The organism is Silanimonas algicola (assembly GCF_054777375.1).
On sequence record NZ_BAAHAS010000001.1, the window covers coordinates 1,038,952 to 1,058,249 of the forward strand.

Here is a 19,298-nt window from a genome sequence, read left to right on the forward strand (position 1 = left end):
GGTAGACCGCCCTGCCGAGCCGCCCAAGCCCATGAGCCGATTGCCGACCCCGGACGTGCTGACCACCTTGGGCGTCATCGCCATCGAACTGGCCGGCGATGCCCCCATCGGCCGCACGGCGCTGCCGCAGGCCGAGGCGGGCGACTGGGCCGCGGGCATCGCCGCCGACTTGGCCCGCGTGGTCGCGGAAACCGCCTCCCTCGACCTCGTCGTCGCCGCCGCGCTCTACGACCCCTCCGAACTCCTGCGCCCCAACGTGCCGCGCCATGCGCTCCTCGAGTCCTACGCGGCCCGCGTGCCGGGCGAGGCCGGCGGCCGCGTCATCGCGTTCGGTGCCGGCCCCGACGGCCTGCCGGGCGAACTCGCGCCGCAGGCCGACCTCGCCGGGGGGCCGCTGCGCGTGCTGCCCTTCGTGCTGCGCGGCCCGGGCGACGTCGTGCAGCGCGTGGGCGAAGCGCTGGAGGAACGCCTGCTCGACACCGGCATGGCCAACGCCGGCACGGCGCTGGCGACGCAGTCGGCCTTCGGCCTGCGCGTCGAACACATGCGCTACCTCACGCTGCACGACCTGATGGCGATGATGGCCATGCAGTACGAACACGCCGGGCTGGCCGGCCTGTGGCCGATGATCGAGGCGGCACTGTTCGGCGACGACGACGAGCTGTGGCTCGATGCGCCGCCCGAACCGCTCGTGCGCTACGCCAACGGCGCGGCGCAGATCGCCCTGATCGATGCCGACGCCTGGGCCTTGGGCGGCTTCGTCCCGCCAGGCGTCGAGGCCGCAAGGCTCGGCGCGGAAGGCATGGAACGACTGTTCGAGCACTTCGAGGCCCGGCAGCGGCAGATCGCGGCGGTGCTCGGCGCGCATGGCCTCGAGGTCACCTTCGCCCACTGCCCCGTGGGCAAGGACGCGCGCGCCACGCTTCGCGGCTGAGGCCTGACGCGCCGCGTCATCAATCCCGGGGTCGGCCGGGGCTATAGTCGTCGCCAGGAAGCCTCACGCAGGGACCGGGCATGCGCACGGGTGTGGCGAAGCAAGGCAAGGTGGCGTGGCGAACAGGGGCACTCCTGGCGCTGCTGTCGCTTTGCGCCTGCGGCACGGCCGACACCGCCGGCAAGCCACGCCCCCTTCGCCTGGGCATGGACCTCTGGGCGGGGTATTTCCCGGCCGCGATCGCCCAGCACGAAGGACTCATGGCGACGCACGGCGTGGCGCTCGAGGTCGTGCCCACCCGGGACACCAATGGGTTGATCGCCGAGTTTGCCGCGGGGAAGTACGACCTCATCGCCGTCTCGCTCGGCGACGCCATCATCCTGACGAAGGCCCGGCCCGACCTGGTGGTGCTGCTCGTGGCCGACGAGTCCGCGGGCGGCGACCAGTTGATGCGCGCACCCGGGATCGGGCGGAACACCCCCAAGCACCCCCGCTTCGGCACCAACCTCGGGGGCTTCGGCGAACTCTTTATCCGCGCCTGGCTGCAGCAGGAGGGCATCCCGCCCGGCGACGTGCTGTGGACCAACGTCGACGCCTCGGACGTGCCGACGGCGCTGGCCGAGGGGCGCATCGACTTCGGCCACACCTGGCAGCCCTATGCCGACCAAGCCGCCGCGGCCGGTGCGACCCCGGTGTTCAGCAGCGCCGAAACGCCCGGGCTGATCCTCGACGTCGTGCTGGCGACCCGCGCGGGCCTTGAACGCCAGCCCGAGGCCTATCGCGGATTCCTGAGCGCCTGGTTCGAGGCGGAACGCCGCTGGCGCGCCGATCCGGCCGGCGGCAATGGCGCCGCCGCCGCCGCGCTCGGGCTCGACCCGGCCCTCGTCTCGCTGGCCGGCGTGAAGCTGTACTCCCTGGAGGACAACCGCCAGGCGATGACCGGCGGTGCGGATTCGCCCTTGGCCTCGCTGATCGCGCGTTACGCGGCGTTCTTCGTCGAACGCGGCAGCCTGAGCACGCCCCCGGATGCCGCGGCGATGTTCGACGCGTCCCTGCTGCCCGAGGCCACGTCCACACCATGAAGGCCCGCACCCGCGTCGCCGCGGCGATCCTCGCCTTCGCGGCGCTCCCGCTCATCCTGGTGAACGCCGGCAGCCTCGCCGACCGGCGCGAGGACGCGGCGCGCAGCAGCGACCTGCTGCTGTCCGGCAACGCCGACGAGCTCGCCGCGCTGCTCGCCGCCACCCGCACGCGCTGGCTGGAGAGCGTTCGCGCCGACGCCGGCCTGCCCATCTTCGAGGAGATCCTCACGAAGGACGCGCCCCCGGCACCGCTGCGGCTGAGCCGCTTCTTCGCCGCGGTCGGCAGTCGCGACACCGTGAACATCGGCGCCATCGGGGTGCTCGACCTCCAAGGGCGGGTGGTGGTGGACTCGCAGGCCGTGAACCAGGGCCGCGACGAATCGCTGGAACCCTGGTTCCTGCGCGTGATGGCCAGCGGGCGACCGCAGATGATCGGCCCCTACGTCGCCACGGGCGAGGGACGGCCGGGCCTGTACGTCAGCGCCCTCGTTCGCGACGCGACGGAAGCGCGCATCGGCGTCCTCCGCGTTCGCGTGGAGCCGTCCGTGCTCGGCCAGGTCATGGCCTCGGCCCTGGTCGCGACGCCGGGCCTTTCGGCCACCCTGCTCGACGAGGCGGGCCGACCGCTCGCCGGCGTCGGCCCACTCGGTGACGCCCCCATCGCGCTGGGCCCGGCCACCGAGGGAACGTCGCTGCAGATCCTGACGCTCGCCGACGAACGCCTGGCCATCGAACCGGTGGCCAACGCGCCGTGGCGCATCGTCGTGCGCCAGCCGCTGGTGGCCTGGGCTGCTCCGCAAGCGCAGCTGGAGCGCGACTGGTGGTGGCAGACCGTGCTGATGCTGGTACTGCTGCTGGGCGCCGCCATGCTTCTGGGGCGACGCATCGCCGCGCCGCTCGCCCGTTTCAGCGAGGTGGCCGGCCGGCTTGCCGAGGGCGATTACAGCCCGGTGCCGCGCTGGCCCGGCGCCGAGGAGGCGCGGCACCTCGGCGAAGCGCTGGATGGCCTCGCCGGCCGCCTTCGCGACACGATCGGTGCGCTGAACGAGAGCCGCGAGGAATACCTCGCGCTCGTCGAGCAGCTCCCCGGCGCGGTCTACCGCTGCGCCGACCGCGAGGGCTGGCCGATGGATTACCTGAGCCCCCAGGTCGAGCAGCTCACCGGCTACCGCGCCGACGAGCTCCTGGCCGGCGACGCGAGCGGCTTCACCCGGCTGATCCTGTCCGAGGACGTCGCGTCGATCAATCCGGTGGTTTCCGACGCCATCCGCGAACGGGGCCGTTTCGACGTGCGCTACCGCATCCGCCATCGCGACGGCAGCGTGCGCTGGATCTGGGAGCTGGGGTCGGTGCACAGCGCCGACGCCGTCCGCGGCCGAAGCCTCACCGGCGTGCTGTTCGACGTCACCGACCGCGAGACCGCCAACCGGGCGATGGGGCTGCTGCGCGGCGGCATCGATGCCCGCGTCGGCGGGGACTTCTTCCTGGCGCTCGCCGAGGGGCTGGTGCGCGTGCTCGACGTCGACACGGTGCTGATCGGCCGGGTCTGCGGCACGCCGCCCCAGCGGCTGTCCTCGCTGGCCCTGGCGCACCGCGAGGGGCCGAGCGAGCAGGTGGCCTTCGACCTCGCCGGCACGCCCAGCGGCGCGGTGGTGGCCGAGGGCCAGCTCGACGTGCTGGACGAGCTCGCGAAGCACTTCCCCGCCGATGCCGACCTGCCCCGCCGCGGCGTCCGCGCCTACATCGGGCGGCGGCTCGACGATTGCCACGGGCGGCCGATCGGCGTGCTGGCGCTGCTGAACGGCCAGCCGATCGCACCCGGTGGCGGCGCGGCACGCCTGCTCGACCTGTTCCAGGCCCGCGTCGCCGCCGAGCTGGAGCGGGTTATCGCCGAGGAGGACCTGCAGCGCCTCGCCGATACCCTGGAGAACCGCGTCGCCGAACGCACGCGCGAGCTGGAAGCGGCGAACGCCTCGCTGTCGCAGGCCATGGAGCAACTGGTGCAGCGCGAGAAACTGGCCTCGCTCGGCAGCCTCGTCGCGGGCGTGGCGCACGAGCTCAACACGCCGATCGGCAACGCGCTGACGGTCTCCACCGCACTCAACGACATCCACCGCCAGTTCGCCGACGACCTGGCGAACGGAGCGTTGAAGCGCTCGTCGCTCGACCGCTTCGTCGCCGAGAACAGCGAAGCCACCGCGCTGATCGAGCGCAACCTGCAGCGCGCCGCCGGATTGATCAGCCATTTCAAGCAGGTGGCGGTCGACCAGGCCAGCGTCAGGCGCCGGACGTTCGTCCTCGCGGCGCTGGTGGAGGACGTACTGTCGACGCTCAGCCCGCGGCTGAAGCGCTCGCCGCATCGCGTGCTGGTCGAGATTCCCGCCGACCTCGCGATGGAGAGCTATCCGGGGCCGCTCGAACAGGTGCTCACCAACCTCGTCGAGAACAGCCTCGTGCACGGCTTCGAGCCGGGGCAGGCTGGCGTGATCCGGATCTCCGCCGAGGCGGAGGGCGGCCGCATCCGCCTGCGCTATGCCGATGATGGACAGGGCATTCCCCCGACGCTGCGCCATCGGGTGTTCGACCCCTTCTTCACCACCCGGCTTGGCCAGGGCGGCAGCGGCCTCGGCCTGTACCTGGTGTACAACCTCGTCCACGGACGGCTCGGTGGCAGCATCCAGCTCGAGGAGAGCACCGGTCCGGGGGCGTGCTTCATCGTGGAACTGCCGGTGATGGCCCCGGCGGCGGCGCAGGAGACGAGCGGATGAACGACGAATGGATCAGCTTCGCCAAAGAGGCCGACGACGGTAGCGGGAGCGCGATGCCCGGCTGGAGCATCGTGGTGATCGACGACGACGAGGAGGTGCACGAAGCGACCCGCTTCGCCCTGCGCCACGTGCACGTCCACGGCAGGCCGCTGTCACTGGTCCACCTGTTCTCGGCCACCGAAGCGCGGCGCGTGCTCCCGACGCTCGAACTGCCTGCCGTGATCCTGCTCGACGTGGTGATGGAAACCGAGAACGCCGGGCTCGACCTCGTCGACTTCATCCGCAGCGACTGCGACCTCGCCGCCACCCGCGTCGTGCTCCGCACCGGCCAACCCGGCTATGCGCCCGAGCTCAGCGTCTTCGCGCGATACGACATCAACGACTACTTCACCAAAGCCGAACTGTCACGCACGCGACTGATCACCGCCATCACCTCCGCGGTGAAGAGCCATGAGCAGATCCGCACGATCGACGAGAGCCGGCGCGGCCTGGAGCTGATCGTCCGCTCCTCGCCCGGCCTGCTGCAGCCACAGGGTCTCGCGAGCTTCGCCGAAGGGGTCCTCACGCAGGCGAAGGCCCTGCTGCGCGCCCCCATCGACGGCATCGTCTGCGCCCAGCGCGGCTCGCCGCTGGACCCGACCGACGACCGGCTCTACGTGGTCGGCGCCGCCGGCGCCCTCGCCGCCTCCGTGTGGCATCCGCTCTCCGACCTCCATGCGGAGCCGGTGGTGGCGGCGATCGCCCGGGCGCTGCGCGAGCGCCGCAACGTCCACGGCGGTGACTACAGCGTGCTCTACCTGTCGACGCGGGAACGCGAGGCGGCGATCTACGTCGCCACGCCGACGCGGCTCAACGACGTCGACCACCAGCTGCTCGAGGTGTTCGCCTCCAACCTCTCGGCCTGCTTCAGCAACCTGCAGCACTTCGAGGAGGTGCACCGGCTCGCCTTCCGCGACCCGCTCACCGGCTTGATGAACCGCGCCGGTCTCTTGCGCGAGCTCCACGGCGTGGCCGGACGGCAGGACCTGCGCCTCGTGCTGGTGGACATCGACCACTTCACCGACTTCAACGACGGTCTCGGCCAGGAAGCGGGCGACCTGCTGCTCAGCGCGGTGGGCCAACGCCTGCGCGAACGGTTCGGTGGGCAGGCGTCGCTTGCCCGCGTCGGGGCCGACGTGTTCGCGGTGGTCGGCGATGCCGAATACCTCGGCGCCAGCGCGCTGCAGGCGGCCTTCGAACAGCCCTTCGCCTACGGCGAACATCTGACGCCAGCGCGCGCCACCCTGGGCCTCTGCGACCTCGGCGACTGCACCGACGGGGTGACTGCGCTCCGCCACGCCAACATCGCCCTGAAGGCGGCGAAGCGCAGCCTCGTCGACGACGCCTTGCGCTACCACCCCGACCTGGCCGAGCACACCCGCCAGCGCCTCGACATGCTCGGACAGCTCCGCCGCGACCTCGAGGGCGGCCGGCTCGACGTCTGGTACCAGCCGCAGGTGCGGCTCGCCGACGACGCGGTCCAGGCGGTGGAGGCGCTACTGCGCTGGCCCGATGGCGGCGGGGGCTGGGTGCAGCCGCCGCACGTCTTCATCCCGCTCGCGGAGTACTCGGGGCTGATCGTCCCGATGGGCGAGTTCGTGCTCGACCGCGCCTGCGCGATGCTCGCCGGCCTGCCCGGGGACGGCACCACGGCGGCACGGGTCGCCGTCAACGTCGCCATGCCGCAGCTGCGCGACCCCCGCTTCGTGGCGATGGTGGAGCAGACCCTGCGGCGCCACGGCCTCGCCGGGGAGCGGCTGGAACTCGAGATCACCGAATCGATCGCGATGGACGAGGCGCGCCGGCTCCGGCGGAGCCTCGAGCACCTCCGCGGCCTCGGCGTTCGCGTGGCCGTCGACGACTTCGGCACCGGCTATTCCTCGCTGGCGCAGCTGCGGGAATTGCCGGTGGACGCGCTGAAGATCGATCGCCGCTTCGTGTCCGAGCGCAGCGAGGGCCCGGACGTGGCCTTCGTCGAGTGCATCGTCGGGCTGGCGCGTCGGCTCGGCCTGTCGACCGTCGCCGAAGGCATCGAGACCGAAGCGCAGGCGAGGCAGTTGCAGCAGCTGGGCTGCGAGCTCGGCCAGGGCTACTGGCACGCGCGACCGATGCCGGAGCCGTCCCTCCGGCCTTGGCTCGCGCAGCGCGGGAAGGGCTGAGCGGCGTTCAGGGCGGCGAGGCGCGGAGGTTCGCGGCAGGCGCCTCGAAGACGCGGTAGTGCGCGTCGTCCATGCCGAGCGCCGCATAGGTGGCCTGCGCACGCCGGTTGTCGTTCTCGACGTAGAGGCGCAGCCCGCAGACGCCCGGCGTCGCCCGAGCCTCCGCCGCCACGTGCGCGTAGAGCGCGCGGAACACCCCGAGGCGGCGCGCGTCGGTGGCGACGAAGACGCTCTGGATCCACCACCACCAGCCGTTGCGCCAGTCACTCCATTCGGTGGTGAGCATCAGCGTGCCCGCGGGCCGGCCGTCGTGCTCGGCGAGGAAGTAGCGCGCCTTCGCCGGGTCCGCGAGGCCCGCCGCGATGCCGGCACGGATCGTCCCGGGGTCGAGCACCTTGCCTTCGGTCTCGAGCGCCATGGCCTCGGCCCAACAGGCGAGGGTCTCGAGGTCGGCGGCGGTGGCGGGACGGATCGTCGTCATCGGGGAGCTCGGGATCGGCGGGTGGCCCGCCATACTAGGGGCTCGACGGGTGGGAGCGCGGGATGGACTGGATCGCAATGTCGGCGGCGGCGGTGCTGGCGCTCGCAGCGCTGCTCGCCGGATTCATGGAGCTCGGCTTCCGGCTCGGGCGACGCGCGCGGGCGCGCGACGGCGCCACCGCGGAGGGTGGCCTCGGCGTCATCGAGGGCGCGGTGTTCGCCCTGCTCGGACTGCTCATCGCCTTCACCTTTTCCGGAGCCGCCGAACGCTTCAACGAGCGTCGCGCGCTGATCGCCGCGGAAGCGAACGCCATCGGCACGGCCTTTCTGCGACTCGACCTGCTGCCGTCCGCCGGACAGGCCGACCTCCGTGCCGGCTTCCTGCGCTACGTCGACGAGCGGATCGACACCACCCGCCACGGCGACCAGGACCCGAACGCCTTCGGCGCCGAAACGCGCACGCAGGCACTTCAAGCCGAGCTTTGGCGGCAGTCCGTGGCGGCCGTGCAGGCCAGCGGCCAACCCGCCCTCGCCGCCGTGGTGCTGGGTCCGATCAACGACATGATCGACCTCACCACCACGCGGCGCATGGAGCGGATGATGCATCCGCATCCGGTGGTGTTCATCGCGCTGGTGCTGGCGGCCGTGCTCTCCGCACTGCTCGCCGGCCACGCGCGCGGCCTCGTGGGTGGCCGCAGCCCGCTGCATGCCGCGGTCTTCGTGCTCGTGATCGGCGGCACCGTGTACGCCATCCTCGAACTCGAATACCCGCGTTTCGGCGTCGTGCGCATCGACAGCGCCGACGTGGTGCTGCTCGAACTGCGCGAGCAGATGGCCGCGCCGGCTCCCGCCCGCTAGGCGGGTTTGCGCCCGCGCCGCCCCGGGCCAAGCTTGCGGGCGACGGTGTTGCGGCCGATGCCGAGCTGTTCGGCGGCGCGTTGGCGATGCCCGCGGTGGTGCGCGAGCGCGGTAGCCAGCAGCGTTTCGTCGAAGGCCTCGCGCAGCGCCTCGGCGAAGCCCTGCGTGCCTTGCGCCAGCCGCGCCTGCACCGCGGCCTCGAGCGCCCGCCGCCAGGCGGTGTCGGGCTCGCCCGAGCCCGCGTTCGCCACGCCGGCGTCGCGCAGCGCGGCATCGACCGCCGCGGCGGGAATCCGCTCGCTGGCGGCGAGCGCCACCAGACGGAAGCACAGGTTGCGCAACTCGCGCACGTTGCCGGGGAAGGCATGCTGCTGGAGGCGTTCGATCGCCGCGGTCGCGAGCCGCCGCGGGCCGAGGCCCATGGCTTGGGCCGCCTCGTTGATGAAGCGTGCCGCCAGCAGCGGAATGTCCTCGCGACGCTCGCGCAGCGGCGGCAGGCTGAGGCGCAGCACGTCGAGGCGGTGCAGCAGGTCCTCGCGGAAACGGCCCTCGCGCACGCGCGCGGCCAGATCCTGGTGCGTCGCGGCGATCACCCGCACGTCGACGCGGATCAGTTCGCGCCCACCGACGCGGAAGAACTCGCCTTCGGCCAGCACGCGCAGCAGGCGCGTCTGCAGGCCCGCGGGCATGTCGCCGATCTCGTCGAGGAACAGCGTGCCGCCATCGGCCTGCTCGAAGCGGCCGACGTGGCGCTTGGTGGCGCCGGTGAACGCGCCGGCCTCGTGGCCGAACAGCTCGGATTCGAGCAGCTCGGCAGGGATGGCCGCGGTGTTGAGGGCGACGAAGGGCCGCGGCGCGCGCGGCGATTCCGCGTGCAGCGCGCGCGCGACGAGCTCCTTGCCGGTGCCGGTCTCGCCGGTGACGAGCACGGCCAGCGGCAGCTGCGCGTAGCGGCCGATGGCGCGGAACAGGTCGCGCATCGGCGCGCTGCCGCCCACCAGCTGCGGCGGACCCTGGGGCGCCGAGGCCTCGGGCCCGGCCGCCTTCGCCACGGCGCCCCCGCGCGCCTTGAGCAGGTCGCGGGCGAGCTGCACCGGCGCATCGAGGTCGAAGGGCTTCGGCAGGTAGTCGCGCGCACCGCCGCGGAAGGCGCCCGCCGTGGTCGCGACATCGGTGTAGGCGCTCATCACCACGACCGGCAGCGTCGCGTCGCGACGGCGCAGAGCATCGAGGAAATCGAGGCCGCCGGTGCCCGGCATGCGCACGTCGGTGAACACGAGGTCGGCGCGTTCACCGGCGGCCAGCGCGGCGAGCGCGGCATCGGCGCTGTCGAAGGCCTGCACGGCGAAGCCAGCATCGCGCAGGGCCTCGACCAGAACGAAGCGCACGGTGCGATCGTCGTCGACGACGAAGATGCGCGGGCTCACGGCGCGGCCTCCGCGCCCTCATCGGGATCGGGCAGCGGCAGCAGCACGGTGAACACCGTGTGGCCCGGGCGCGATCGATAGGCCAGCGAGCCGCCATGCTCGCGCGCGATCTGCTGCGCCAAGGGCAGGCCGAGGCCGGTGCCGTCCGCACGGCCCGAGACCAGCGGCAGGAACAGGCGCTCGACGAGATCCTCGGGCACACCGCGGCCGTCGTCGCCCACCTCGACGCGCACCGCGAGGCGATGGCTGCGATCGCCGATCAGCACCTGGTGCTCGGCGCGCGTGCGCAAGCCAACGGTGGTCGCGCCGCTCTCGAGCGCGTTGCGCACGAGGTTCCACACCGCCTGCGTCAGGCGATCGGCATCGCCCAACAGGTCGGGCAGGCTGGGGTCGTAGTCGCGCACCACTTTCACCGACCAGCCGGCCTCGGCTTCGGCGAGCTGGCGCACGCGCTCCAGCACGGCGTGGATGTTCATCGGCTCGAAGGGCCGCGGCGCGGCGGGATGCAGGATGCGGTCGACGAGGCCGTTGAGGCGCTCGACCTCGCTGGCGATGAGGCCGACGAGTTCGCGGCTGTCCGCATCGCTGGTGCGTCGCGAGAGCAGCTGCGCGGCGCCCTTCAAGCCCGCGAGCGGATTGCGCAGCTCGTGCGCGAGGCCGCGCAGCGAGGCGCTGAGCGCCTGCGGCAGCGCGGTGACCGGGTCTTCGCCGGGGAACTCCTCGACCGGGTGCAGCTCGACGCGCACGCCCTCGCCTTCGCGCACGCACCAGACGTCGGCGAAGCGCGCGGCCAGGGCGCCGAAGCCCAGGCCCACGCGCTGCAGGCGCAGCGCCTGCTCGTCGTGGGGCACGCGCGGCAAGGCGGACGCGATGCGCTCGCCGCCGTCGAGTTCGGCGAGGCCGAGGCCGACCAGCCGGCGGGCGCTCACCCCCAGCCAGCTGGCGAAGGCCGGGTTCAAGGCCGTGATGCGGCCCTCGGCGTCCAGCCAGAACAGCGGCGTGGCGAGGCGATCGAAGGCGGCGAGGTCGGCGGGCATGGCCGAAGTATCGCACCATGATCGGGCATTTGAACCTACCCGGCCGAGGCGTCGGCCCGACGTCCGCGTCGACGCGGAAGCCCGAAGACCCAGCGCATCGGCGCCCAGCGGCGGACCGCGAACTCGTGAAGCAGGGGGCAGCCCAGTGCGGTTCCGCCGAGCACCACGGCGACGTCCGCCGCCGGCCCCAGGCCGCGCTCTCCCGCCCACCACGCGAGCGGCACGATCAGGCTCTGGTGGGCCACGTACCACGGCAGCACGGCGTCGTTGGCATAGGCGAGGCCCGGCCACCGCCGATCGAGGGCGTGGCGCGCCCAACCCAGCACGGCCAGCACCACCGCCGCCATGTAGCCGGCCCGCAGGCTGCGCAGGCTCCAGACCTCCCAGGGCGGCAGGCGATCGTCCACGGCAAACAGCCAAGGAAAGTAGGCGAGCGCGAGCACCACCGCGGCCCCGAGGCTCCACCAACGCGCGCGCCGGAGGGTTTCCCAGGCCCCATCGCCCGAACCGAGCCACAGGCCGAACAGGAAGACGGCACCGTAGTGGGCATGGTTGTAGAGGTCGGGAAAGAAGTCCTTCCGATCGGGCCAGGCGTCGGCCAACAGGTTCATCGCCAAGGCCGCGGGCAACGCGAGCCCGAGCCAGAGCACGGGCAGTGGCGCACGGTGGACGGCCGCGATGGCGGCCTGGCCGGCCCGGGAGCGCCAGACGAAGGCCACGGCCAAGGCGAGCGCACCGTAGAGCCACGCGTAGGGCAGGAACCACAGGTGGTTCCAGGTGATGCCGTAGGCCCAGCCGCCGAAGGCGTCCTCGGGCCAGGGGTGGCCGCCGAAGTAAAGGCCCAGGAAGTCGAGGTAGCCCGGCGGCACATGCCCGCCGCGCAGGGCTTCGATGTACGGCTGCACCGGCACCACCAGCAGCATCCCGACCACGAGGGGCAGCAGCAGGCGGCGGCTGCGCTGGCCGAAGGCGCGCCACGGCGTCGACCACGGCCGCGCGAGGCCGAGGGCGATGCCCGACAGGAGGAACAGCAGGGGCATGCGCCAGCGGTTGAGCAGCGTCATCGGCACCTCCAGCCAGGCGGTCTGGTGCGCGGACTTGATGTGGTAGTCCCAGTCCGCCACGTAGACGAGGCCCACGTGGTAGAGCACCAGCAGGCCGAAGGCGATCACGCGGAGCGCGTCGATGTCGTGGCGGCGGTGGGCGGCAGGCATGGGCGTTCCCGGACGTGAGGCGCCAGCGTGCAGGCCCGAGTCACGAGTCGGACGACGGATGTGACGCAACGTCACGAGGTGGGGACGACCTGCACGTCGACACCGGCCGGAGGGACGAAGGGCGGGCCTTCGGGGACGAAGAGCGGTCATCCCAGAAGCCTGCCGGCCTAGACTGCGCTGATGCCTCCTGCCCCCCTGCTGGAACGCGCACTCCTCGCGCTCCACCGCCGCCCCCTCCTGGTCGCCGTCCTCGTCTGGACGGCGATCTACGCGCTGAGCGGATGGTTCGAGACGCGAACGATGCAGATGGAGTACACACGGCTCGGCATCGCGACCGCGCCCTGGGAGATCCCGACCTGGCAAGGCACGAGCGCGCTGTCCTCGCTGATGCTGGTCGCGCTGGTCGGCTGGGCCGAGGCGCGCTGGCCGCTGCGTTGGGGCCAACTGCGGCGCCATCTCGCGTTCCACGCGGGCCTGTCGATCGCCTACTGCCTGCTGCACGTGGGCGGCATGGTGGCGATGCGCGAGGCGGTGTACGCCTGGCAGGGCGCGAACTACGACTTCGGCGAGTGGCCGCGCGAGCTGCTCTACGAGTACCTGAAGGACGCGCGGAGCTACGCCTTGTTGGTGTTGGTGTTCCACTACTCACGGGCACTGATGCGCCTGGCGCAGGGTGAGGCCCGGCTGCTGCACGAGCCGGACGTCCAGGCCCTCGCCACCGCATCCGACGCCGAGCGACCCGCCTCAGCCCCGACCGACGCCCGCCATCCCCAGCGCTTCGTCGTCCGCAAGCTGGGGCGGGAGTTCATCGTGGACGCCGACCGGATCGATGCGGCGTTGGCCAGCGGCAACTACGCCAACCTCCACGTGGGAGGCGCCGTATACCCGCTGCGCAGCACGATGGCGCAGCTCGAGGCGCAGCTCGACGCCGAACGCTTCCTGCGCGTGCACCGCAGCGCGATCGTCCGCATCGATGCGATCGCGTCGGTGTCGTCGGGCGAGGGCGGCGAAGCGAGCGTGCAGCTGAATTCCGGGCTGCTCGTGCCCTGCAGCCGCCGCTACCGCAGCCAACTGAAGGATCGGATCAAGGGCTGACGCACCCTTGGTCGTTCGACGACTTCAGCGTGCGCCAGGCCTCGTCGAACGATGCCATCTTCGCGTGGTGCAGGACGATGAGCTGCGCCTGCCGAGCATCGTGGCTCGGCGACGGCGACCACGCGGCCAGCGGGCGGCACCGGGGTGCGCGGCACATGCGGCAAGCGACCGCGCGACGGCCGCGACCACGGGCAACGACCAACCGCGCGCCATCGGCGTCATGTCGATGGCGCGTTCGCGCCATCACGGACAGCGGCGGGACGATCCGGCACGGCGAGATGCAACACGTTGTTGTTCCGCTCGTATCGCCGGGAACGCAGCGGCACCGAAATGGCGTTGACCGTCCCGTCGAAAACCAGCGGCCTAGGCCCTCCGCGCAGTTCGGCGGGAAGCCCGGCGAAACGCTCGGCGTTTGAAAGACCGACGGGCATCCCTTCCATCTGCAGGAAGGCGGAGAGCAAGCGACGCATGGCCACGTAGTCGAGCTGGCGCTCGCTGTAGTCACGATAGGCGGGCGTCGCGATATCCATCAGCACGGCGGAGCTCGCGAACGCGATGCGATCGACCCAGCGCAGTGGCGGAGCCACCAGCGCATGGGGGCGGTCCTCGGCCGCGGCGCGACGCGCCTCCTCGCTGCAGGCCGAAGCAAAGTGCTGGGCACTGGCGGCCAGCTGCCAATCGATGTCGCTGACGATGGGGTTGATCGGCTTGGACCAATGCCATTCCAGCGACTCGGCCATCTGGCGCGCCAGCTCCGGGAACATCCTGCGCTGGTAGTGCCACTCGCCGCGAAGCGCGTTGCACACCGTGCCTTCGACGGCGGGGTCCGGGGCTTCGGCCAGCGCACGACAGCTCGACGGCAGCGGGTCGCTGGGCGCTCGCCGCCGCATGTCGGCGATCAGGTGCGCGTTCTGATGGACGATGGCGATTCCGATCATGGCGTCGGTCAGGACGTCCGGGTTCGTCGCCCAGCGCACCGCACCCAAGGTATCGGTGCACGCCGCATCGAGCGCCTCGGCCGTCTGGCCGGTGCTGAACTGGAAAGCCCGCAGGGCGTCGATGCTGGTGACGGGCTCGTAGGCAGGAACGTTGACCATGATGTCCGCCGTGGTGCGGCGATCGCGGTACACCGGCGCGCGCAGCGCGCGGGCGGCGGCCTCCAATCGCTCGCGCGACGCTTCGATCGCTACGGCACTGGCTTCCGGCGCTGCCTCGATGGCGGCGATGCACGAGGCCCGTTCGTCGCAGCGCAACGCGGCGGGGAGACCGCCCTCCGGGCCCGGCGGCAGCGCCATCAGCAACTCGAAGCCGTTTTCGCCCTGGCCGGGCTCGTCGCGCTGCATCAGGTCGATCGCTGACTGTTGCGACGCGGTCGGCGAGGTCAGGCGCCCATAGGTCCAGATCGCGGCGAGCAGAAGGATCAGGGCGAGAAGGGCCAGCAGCAGTCGGGACAACCAGCGCCAAGCAAGGGACATCGGCCGGCTCCTCATGGGGCCGTGGCGACGGCCAACGGGGCCGCCGGCGACACCAATGGCAGCATCAGCCGCGCCTCGTTGCCGGGTGCGCCATCATGCTGGCGGCCGCGAAGGGCCACGCCGAGCGTGTTCGCCCCGGCATCGAATCGCAGCGGGCGCGGCCCATCGCGCAACTCGGCGGGAAGCGCGGCGAAGCGCTCGGCGTTCGAAAGACCGGCCGGCATCGCGTCCATCTGCAGCAAGGCCGCGAGCAGGCGGCGGCGCGCGACATGGTCGAGCTGGCGCTCCCAGTAGTCGGCGTACATCGGCCCACCGGCGATCTGGCCGAGGATGTGCGAGACCGGGAAACTCAGGCGATCGATGGCCCGCGGCGGCACATCGAGGCTCACGCCGTCGATGTCGTCGCGGAAAGCGGCGTCGACCGCCGCAGGCCCGCAGTAGCCGGCCATCCGCTCTGCGCTGCGGGCGGAGAACTGCTCCGGGCTGTGCGGCCAATGCGCGCCAGAACGCTGCGCCTCCGGCACGTGATCGATCACCGACGCGCTCATGCGATCGATCATGCGCCATTCGACCCGGACGCCGTCGCAGATCAATCCCTCCGCCGCGACATCGGGCGCTTCCGCGAGCGCAACGCAGGATGCCGGCAAAGCGACGCCCGGCGAACGGGCCCGCATCTCGGCGATCAGCGGAGCGCTTTGGCGGAAGCCGGCGACGGCGATCATCGCGTGGATCAGGCTGTCCTGCTCCCGCGACCAGCGTGCGAAATCACCCGCATCCCGGCACGCGGCATCGAGCGCCTCCGGCTCGCGGCCCGCCGCGAAATCGAAGGCTCGACGCGCCGGCAGACGCATCAGGATCTGGAACGGCGGCAATGCGTCCTCGGGTGCGGGCGTCGCGTCGGGGTTGCGGAACACCGGCGCACGCAGCGCGCGCTCGGCGGCGTCCAGCGCGGCGGCATTGGCCTGCAGGGCCGCCTCGTGGGCCTCCGGTGCCGATTGCACGGCGTCGAGGCAGGACGCGCCCTCGCCTCGGCAGTTCAACGTGCCAGGCCACTCGCCTTCGGGCGGCGGCGAGGCCATCAGCAGCGGGAAGCCGTTCTCGCCTTCCGGCAGCGGTGCGCGCGCCTGCATCAGCGCCAAGGCTTCGCGCTGCGAAGGCGTGGGCGTCGTGAGGCGGCCGTAGGCGTAGAGCGCCAGCACGACGCCGATCAACAGAGCGATCACGGAAAGCACGCGGGAGAGCCAACGCCAGACGGTCGACATGGTGTCGTCCTTGATTGCGGGAGGGGGGCGACGCAGCGTACCAAGGCGCACGATGTCGTTGCGGCCCGGTATCGCCATGAACGAAAACGGCCCGCTTGCGCGGGCCGCCTCCGTCGACGTCCGTTGTCGAAGTGCCGGCGCTCCCCCGCCGGCACCGCGCGATGGTCAGCCGGGAATGTCTAAAGATGTCGAGGGAGTACGCTCAGAAGCAATGCCTTCAATGAACAAGCGTAGCTGCGATCGTTTCTGCAGTCGAGAAAAGACTGCTGAACTATCCAGCGTCTCAATAAGACACTGACGACTCAGTTCCAGATCAGAAGGAAGAATGGGTACACATTGCCTTGGGCTGCGCTAGATGATCCGCAAGCGCTTCATGCGAGCAAGCGCAAACTTTCGCTCGGATTTCCTTAACTCGCAGTAGCCCGCCACACAAAGCGTGAACCCGGAATCATGCTTGTGCGAAACACTCTCCAGTCCCACGGGGCGAATTGTCCGTTTTTCGAAGTGATCTTCGCCAGGCTTTCGATAAAGGAATTCAATTCTGGCCCCGCGATCAACTGCTAGTTGAATCTCGGCGACCCGCTTCGAAAAGGCCGTATCGCGTTGGACAAAGGTCCCCGACAAGTCTCGACCTCCGTGCTCCATGGAGTGGCAATCTCCACATAGGATGGTCAAGTTCGTGAGTTGGTTGCTACCGCCAAAAGCAAGAGGCTTCAGATGATGAACCTGAAGACCCCAAGTCTCGCCGCACTTCGAGCATTGCTCACCATGTAAGCCAACCAACAACGCTCGTCTCTCACTCCAGTCCGGCGGGTACGTCAAGAAAAAGTCGTAGATTGACGCTAGTCTCTCCTTCGCAAGGCGTAGCCGATTTGACAGCCCCCCTGCCTCTTCTTCTAGCTCCAGCAATCGTCTAGAAGCTTGGTCATCGTCTTTCGAGCGGCGAAGGAAGCCCAACACCCTGTGCGCGAGAGAATTGGTCTGCTCAAGAAGTCGATTCCGCTCCGCAAGCTTGGCTCCGAGATGAGTCTCAAGCTGAGCAATGAGCGCATGGAGATGCTCGAGACACGAGGCGTGCACAACGTGCCCGTTCGAAAGACCGATCTCTTTCGAAGCTGCCTTGATGCAGACAAGGCATGTTTTTCCTCTACCCAGTCCATCAAGGATCGCACGGCCACACGCACCACAGTTTGCCCTTTCAATGATTGAGCATTCGGGCAATCGGTTTTTCTTCCCGCAGTGAGTGCAGGAGATAACTGCTTGCTGCATACGTGATCACCGATCTCCCTTTTGCACTCTTTTTGTAGCCTCAATGAACAGGGAAGAGACTCTCCACGGAATGCATTTGCACGCACAGCGAGTCCTTAGCTGGCGACCACACCCCCACATCGACATCTTGGAAGCCATGAGGATTGTTGAGCAGCTCGATTCACGATCGAGAACACGCCCATAGTTGAGCCTCTGTCAGATCAGCTCAGCAGCCTCGCGGAGCCTTTCGGCCATCAGAACCATCCCATTACGCTCGAAGGCTGCTGCGAACTCGTCTGGCGATAGCGGTGGATTTTTCGATCGCGAGCGCATTTCCTTCATGGTGGCCAGCGCGATGATGGGATCAAGATCCATCTGCGCGATCAAAAAGTCGTCCGGATGAAGTGCGCAAAGACCATGCGCCTCAAGAACATCCGCGGGAAAATCCTTGATGTTTATTGTGACGATGCAGTCAGCGTGCCCGGCAATGGCAGCCGCTAGGACGTGTACGTCGCGAGGATCCGGCAAGCTCAGACCGGAGACGAGCGCGCCGTATGAGCGGATTGGGACTTCCCAGTCCGGTATGGCATCACGCATCAAATCTCGACGGCGCTCGAGCTTCTCAACATGGAGATCAGGGCGATTCTTCGCCAGGTTTCGGATCCACTCGCCTTCTATCTCGACTGTCCACTTGGCGGCATACAGCTGCGCCACCGCAAAGCTGATCAATGCGTCAGCGACTGAGACGGGATAAAGGACGCATGCGTCCAAGACTGCCGTATAGCGCGCATGACCCGCCATCAATAGTCCAGATTTAGCTCATCAGCCATCTGAGAGAGCTTCCTCAGCGCTTCTTTCTGGCCTGCCACCATCCTCTGCTTGTACGTGTGCAGATCGTCGAACTGAATTCGCCGGTGGGTTCCAACCATTCGATGAGGAAGTCGACCTGCTTCGATCTCACGGATAACGAAGGGGCGTGAGACATGAAGATAGTTGGCGGCCTCTACAGTCGTCATTTCCCGCTTGCCGGAAACTACCGTCACGGCCTGCCGCTCACTAAGCGCTCCAAGAACTTCGCCAATCAGACGAAGAGCCTTCGTTGGCAGTTCCACAGGCGGAAGCTCACCATCTTCACTGATCAGCTTTATGGAAGCCGCTCGTGCTCTGTCGAGAGACTCGCCGATGCATCTATGGGCAACACGAGCCATCTCGAGCTCGCCCGGCGTCATATCGGCAGGCTTCAGTCGACGAGTGCGTTCTTCAATGTTTGTCATGGCTTTCTCCTCTAGGGGGCACTTCCGTCCACACCCCTCAGCAAACGCAGTATGTGCACTAAATGCACCATCTGCAACGCGTAGTATGGACACGTTCAAACGTCACTCAGTGTCGGACTTGGGCGAGAGCACAAGCGCTGAGAGACGGCAGATCGCAAAGCAAACCACCGTTTTCTTTCGATCCGCCGCGACGCCCCGCCGCAGCCCCAATCGGCTTGCCAGAACCGAAAGATTCTCGTAAAACAATCAACGTACACCAAAGGTACGTCTGATGATCATCGGCTACGCCCGTGTCAGCACGCAGGACCAGAACCCTGAGCTCCAGCTCGACGCCCTCCACCGGGCCGGCTGCGAGCAAGTGTTCTCCGACAAGGCGACTGGAGTCTTGCGAGAAAGACCGGAACTGATGGCTTGCCTGCGAACACTCAGGCAGGGCGACACGCTGGTGGTGTGGAAGCTCGACCGACTGGCCCGATCGGTCAAGGACCTGGTCGAACTCATCCACGACCTGGAGCGGCGAGGCATCGGGTTCCGGTCACTCACAGAGACCATCGACACGACCAGCGCCGGCGGGCGTCTCATCTTCCACATCTTCGGCGCCTTGGCGGAGTTCGAGCGAAGCCTCATCCGTGAGCGAACCCTCGCCGGCCTGGCCGCAGCAAGGGCTCGAGGGCGCAAGGGTGGTAGGAAGGCCGCCATGAGCAAGGCTGACGTCCGAAAAGCCGCCGCCATGCTCTCGGACTCAGCGATCACGAAGGCCGAGGTGGCAAAGCACTTCGGCGTCAGCCGTGTCACCCTAAATGCCTCTCTGGCCAGGGAGGGCCTCTCTACGGAAGCCCCTCGCCCCGCCGCGTAATTGGAGCGCTCATGGACGACTGCCCCGCGACCTACTCCTTCAACACCGTTCCGTCGGCAGCCGCTAGGTTGCCGAGCGATGGAGATTTGC

Annotated in this window: 17 protein-coding genes; 8 read left to right on the forward strand and 9 right to left on the reverse strand. The window is 69.4% G+C overall.

The features are described 5' to 3' along the window. The first annotated feature begins 31 nt into the window (after positions 1-31). From ACYVAK_RS04785 to ACYVAK_RS04800, 4 genes are all read left to right on the forward strand, one after another. Positions 32-934: a hypothetical protein gene (locus tag ACYVAK_RS04785; RefSeq protein WP_461058488.1), complete on the forward strand. Its 903-nt coding sequence runs from the start codon at positions 32-34 to the stop codon at positions 932-934. An 80-nt stretch (positions 935-1,014) separates the two neighbouring features. After that, complete coding sequence (locus ACYVAK_RS04790) at positions 1,015-2,016, forward strand: ABC transporter substrate-binding protein (RefSeq protein WP_461058490.1); 1,002 nt, start codon at positions 1,015-1,017, stop codon at positions 2,014-2,016. Beyond that, complete coding sequence (locus tag ACYVAK_RS04795) at positions 2,013-4,784, forward strand: ATP-binding protein (RefSeq protein ID WP_461058492.1); 2,772 nt, start codon at positions 2,013-2,015, stop codon at positions 4,782-4,784. Before ACYVAK_RS04790 ends, ACYVAK_RS04795 begins: the two co-directional genes overlap by 4 nt. Continuing rightward, a complete protein-coding gene (locus ACYVAK_RS04800; protein WP_461058494.1) occupies positions 4,781-6,982 on the forward strand; it encodes a putative bifunctional diguanylate cyclase/phosphodiesterase in 2,202 nt (733 codons plus the stop codon). The genes ACYVAK_RS04795 and ACYVAK_RS04800 overlap by 4 nt, the downstream gene beginning before the upstream one ends. 7 nt (positions 6,983-6,989) lie before the next feature. Here ACYVAK_RS04800 and ACYVAK_RS04805 read toward each other — a convergent pair whose 3' ends face one another. Then, positions 6,990-7,463, reverse strand: a complete 474-nt coding sequence (locus ACYVAK_RS04805) for a GNAT family N-acetyltransferase (RefSeq protein WP_461058496.1) — start codon at positions 7,461-7,463, stop codon at positions 6,990-6,992. 62 nt (positions 7,464-7,525) lie between these two features. Between ACYVAK_RS04805 and ACYVAK_RS04810 the strand changes: the two genes are divergently transcribed. Then, the gene (locus tag ACYVAK_RS04810) at positions 7,526-8,320 is read left to right on the forward strand and encodes a bestrophin-like domain (RefSeq protein ID WP_461058498.1); all 795 of its coding nucleotides are present in this window, start codon (positions 7,526-7,528) and stop codon (positions 8,318-8,320) included. Here the strand turns inward: ACYVAK_RS04810 and ntrC are convergent. The 3 genes from ntrC to ACYVAK_RS04825 are packed head-to-tail and all read right to left on the reverse strand — an operon-like array spanning position 8,317 to position 11,998. Further along, positions 8,317-9,747: a nitrogen regulation protein NR(I) gene (ntrC, locus tag ACYVAK_RS04815; protein WP_461058501.1), complete on the reverse strand. Its 1,431-nt coding sequence runs from the start codon at positions 9,745-9,747 to the stop codon at positions 8,317-8,319. The genes ACYVAK_RS04810 and ntrC overlap by 4 nt on opposite strands. Beyond that, positions 9,744-10,784, reverse strand: coding sequence for a two-component system sensor histidine kinase NtrB (locus ACYVAK_RS04820; protein ID WP_461058503.1), 1,041 nt, complete (start codon positions 10,782-10,784; stop codon positions 9,744-9,746). Before ACYVAK_RS04820 ends, ntrC begins: the two co-directional genes overlap by 4 nt. 35 nt (positions 10,785-10,819) lie before the next feature. Further along, complete coding sequence (locus tag ACYVAK_RS04825) at positions 10,820-11,998, reverse strand: acyltransferase family protein (protein WP_461058505.1); 1,179 nt, start codon at positions 11,996-11,998, stop codon at positions 10,820-10,822. Positions 11,999-12,178: 180 nt separating this feature from the next. Here ACYVAK_RS04825 and ACYVAK_RS04830 point away from each other — a divergent pair, with 180 nt between their 5' ends. Continuing rightward, entirely contained in the window at positions 12,179-13,093 is a 915-nt protein-coding gene (locus ACYVAK_RS04830; RefSeq protein ID WP_461058507.1) for a LytTR family DNA-binding domain-containing protein, read from the forward strand. Positions 13,094-13,311: 218 nt separating this feature from the next. Here ACYVAK_RS04830 and ACYVAK_RS04835 read toward each other — a convergent pair whose 3' ends face one another. From ACYVAK_RS04835 to ACYVAK_RS04845, 3 genes are all read right to left on the reverse strand, one after another. Beyond that, positions 13,312-14,568, reverse strand: coding sequence for a hypothetical protein (locus tag ACYVAK_RS04835; protein WP_461058509.1), 1,257 nt, complete (start codon positions 14,566-14,568; stop codon positions 13,312-13,314). 11 nt (positions 14,569-14,579) lie between these two features. Beyond that, positions 14,580-15,830, reverse strand: a complete 1,251-nt coding sequence (locus ACYVAK_RS04840; protein ID WP_461058511.1) for a hypothetical protein — start codon at positions 15,828-15,830, stop codon at positions 14,580-14,582. A 351-nt stretch (positions 15,831-16,181) separates the two neighbouring features. Further along, positions 16,182-16,790 carry a WYL domain-containing protein gene (locus ACYVAK_RS04845; RefSeq protein ID WP_461058646.1) on the reverse strand — a complete coding sequence of 203 codons (609 nt, stop codon included), beginning with the start codon at positions 16,788-16,790 and terminating at the stop codon, positions 16,182-16,184. Between ACYVAK_RS04845 and ACYVAK_RS04850 the strand changes: the two genes are divergently transcribed. Next, positions 16,752-17,039, forward strand: coding sequence for a hypothetical protein (locus ACYVAK_RS04850; protein ID WP_461058654.1), 288 nt, complete (start codon positions 16,752-16,754; stop codon positions 17,037-17,039). The genes ACYVAK_RS04845 and ACYVAK_RS04850 overlap by 39 nt on opposite strands. Positions 17,040-17,294: 255 nt before the next feature. Here the strand turns inward: ACYVAK_RS04850 and ACYVAK_RS04855 are convergent, their stop codons facing one another. Beyond that, the gene (locus tag ACYVAK_RS04855) at positions 17,295-17,879 is read right to left on the reverse strand and encodes a PIN domain-containing protein (protein ID WP_461058513.1); all 585 of its coding nucleotides are present in this window, start codon (positions 17,877-17,879) and stop codon (positions 17,295-17,297) included. Next, entirely contained in the window at positions 17,879-18,352 is a 474-nt protein-coding gene (locus ACYVAK_RS04860; protein WP_461058515.1) for an excisionase family DNA-binding protein, read from the reverse strand. Before ACYVAK_RS04860 ends, ACYVAK_RS04855 begins: the two co-directional genes overlap by 1 nt. A 268-nt stretch (positions 18,353-18,620) precedes the next feature. Here ACYVAK_RS04860 and ACYVAK_RS04865 point away from each other — a divergent pair, with 268 nt between their 5' ends. Then, the gene (locus tag ACYVAK_RS04865) at positions 18,621-19,208 is read left to right on the forward strand and encodes a recombinase family protein (protein ID WP_461058648.1); all 588 of its coding nucleotides are present in this window, start codon (positions 18,621-18,623) and stop codon (positions 19,206-19,208) included. The last annotated feature ends 90 nt before the right edge of the window (positions 19,209-19,298 follow it).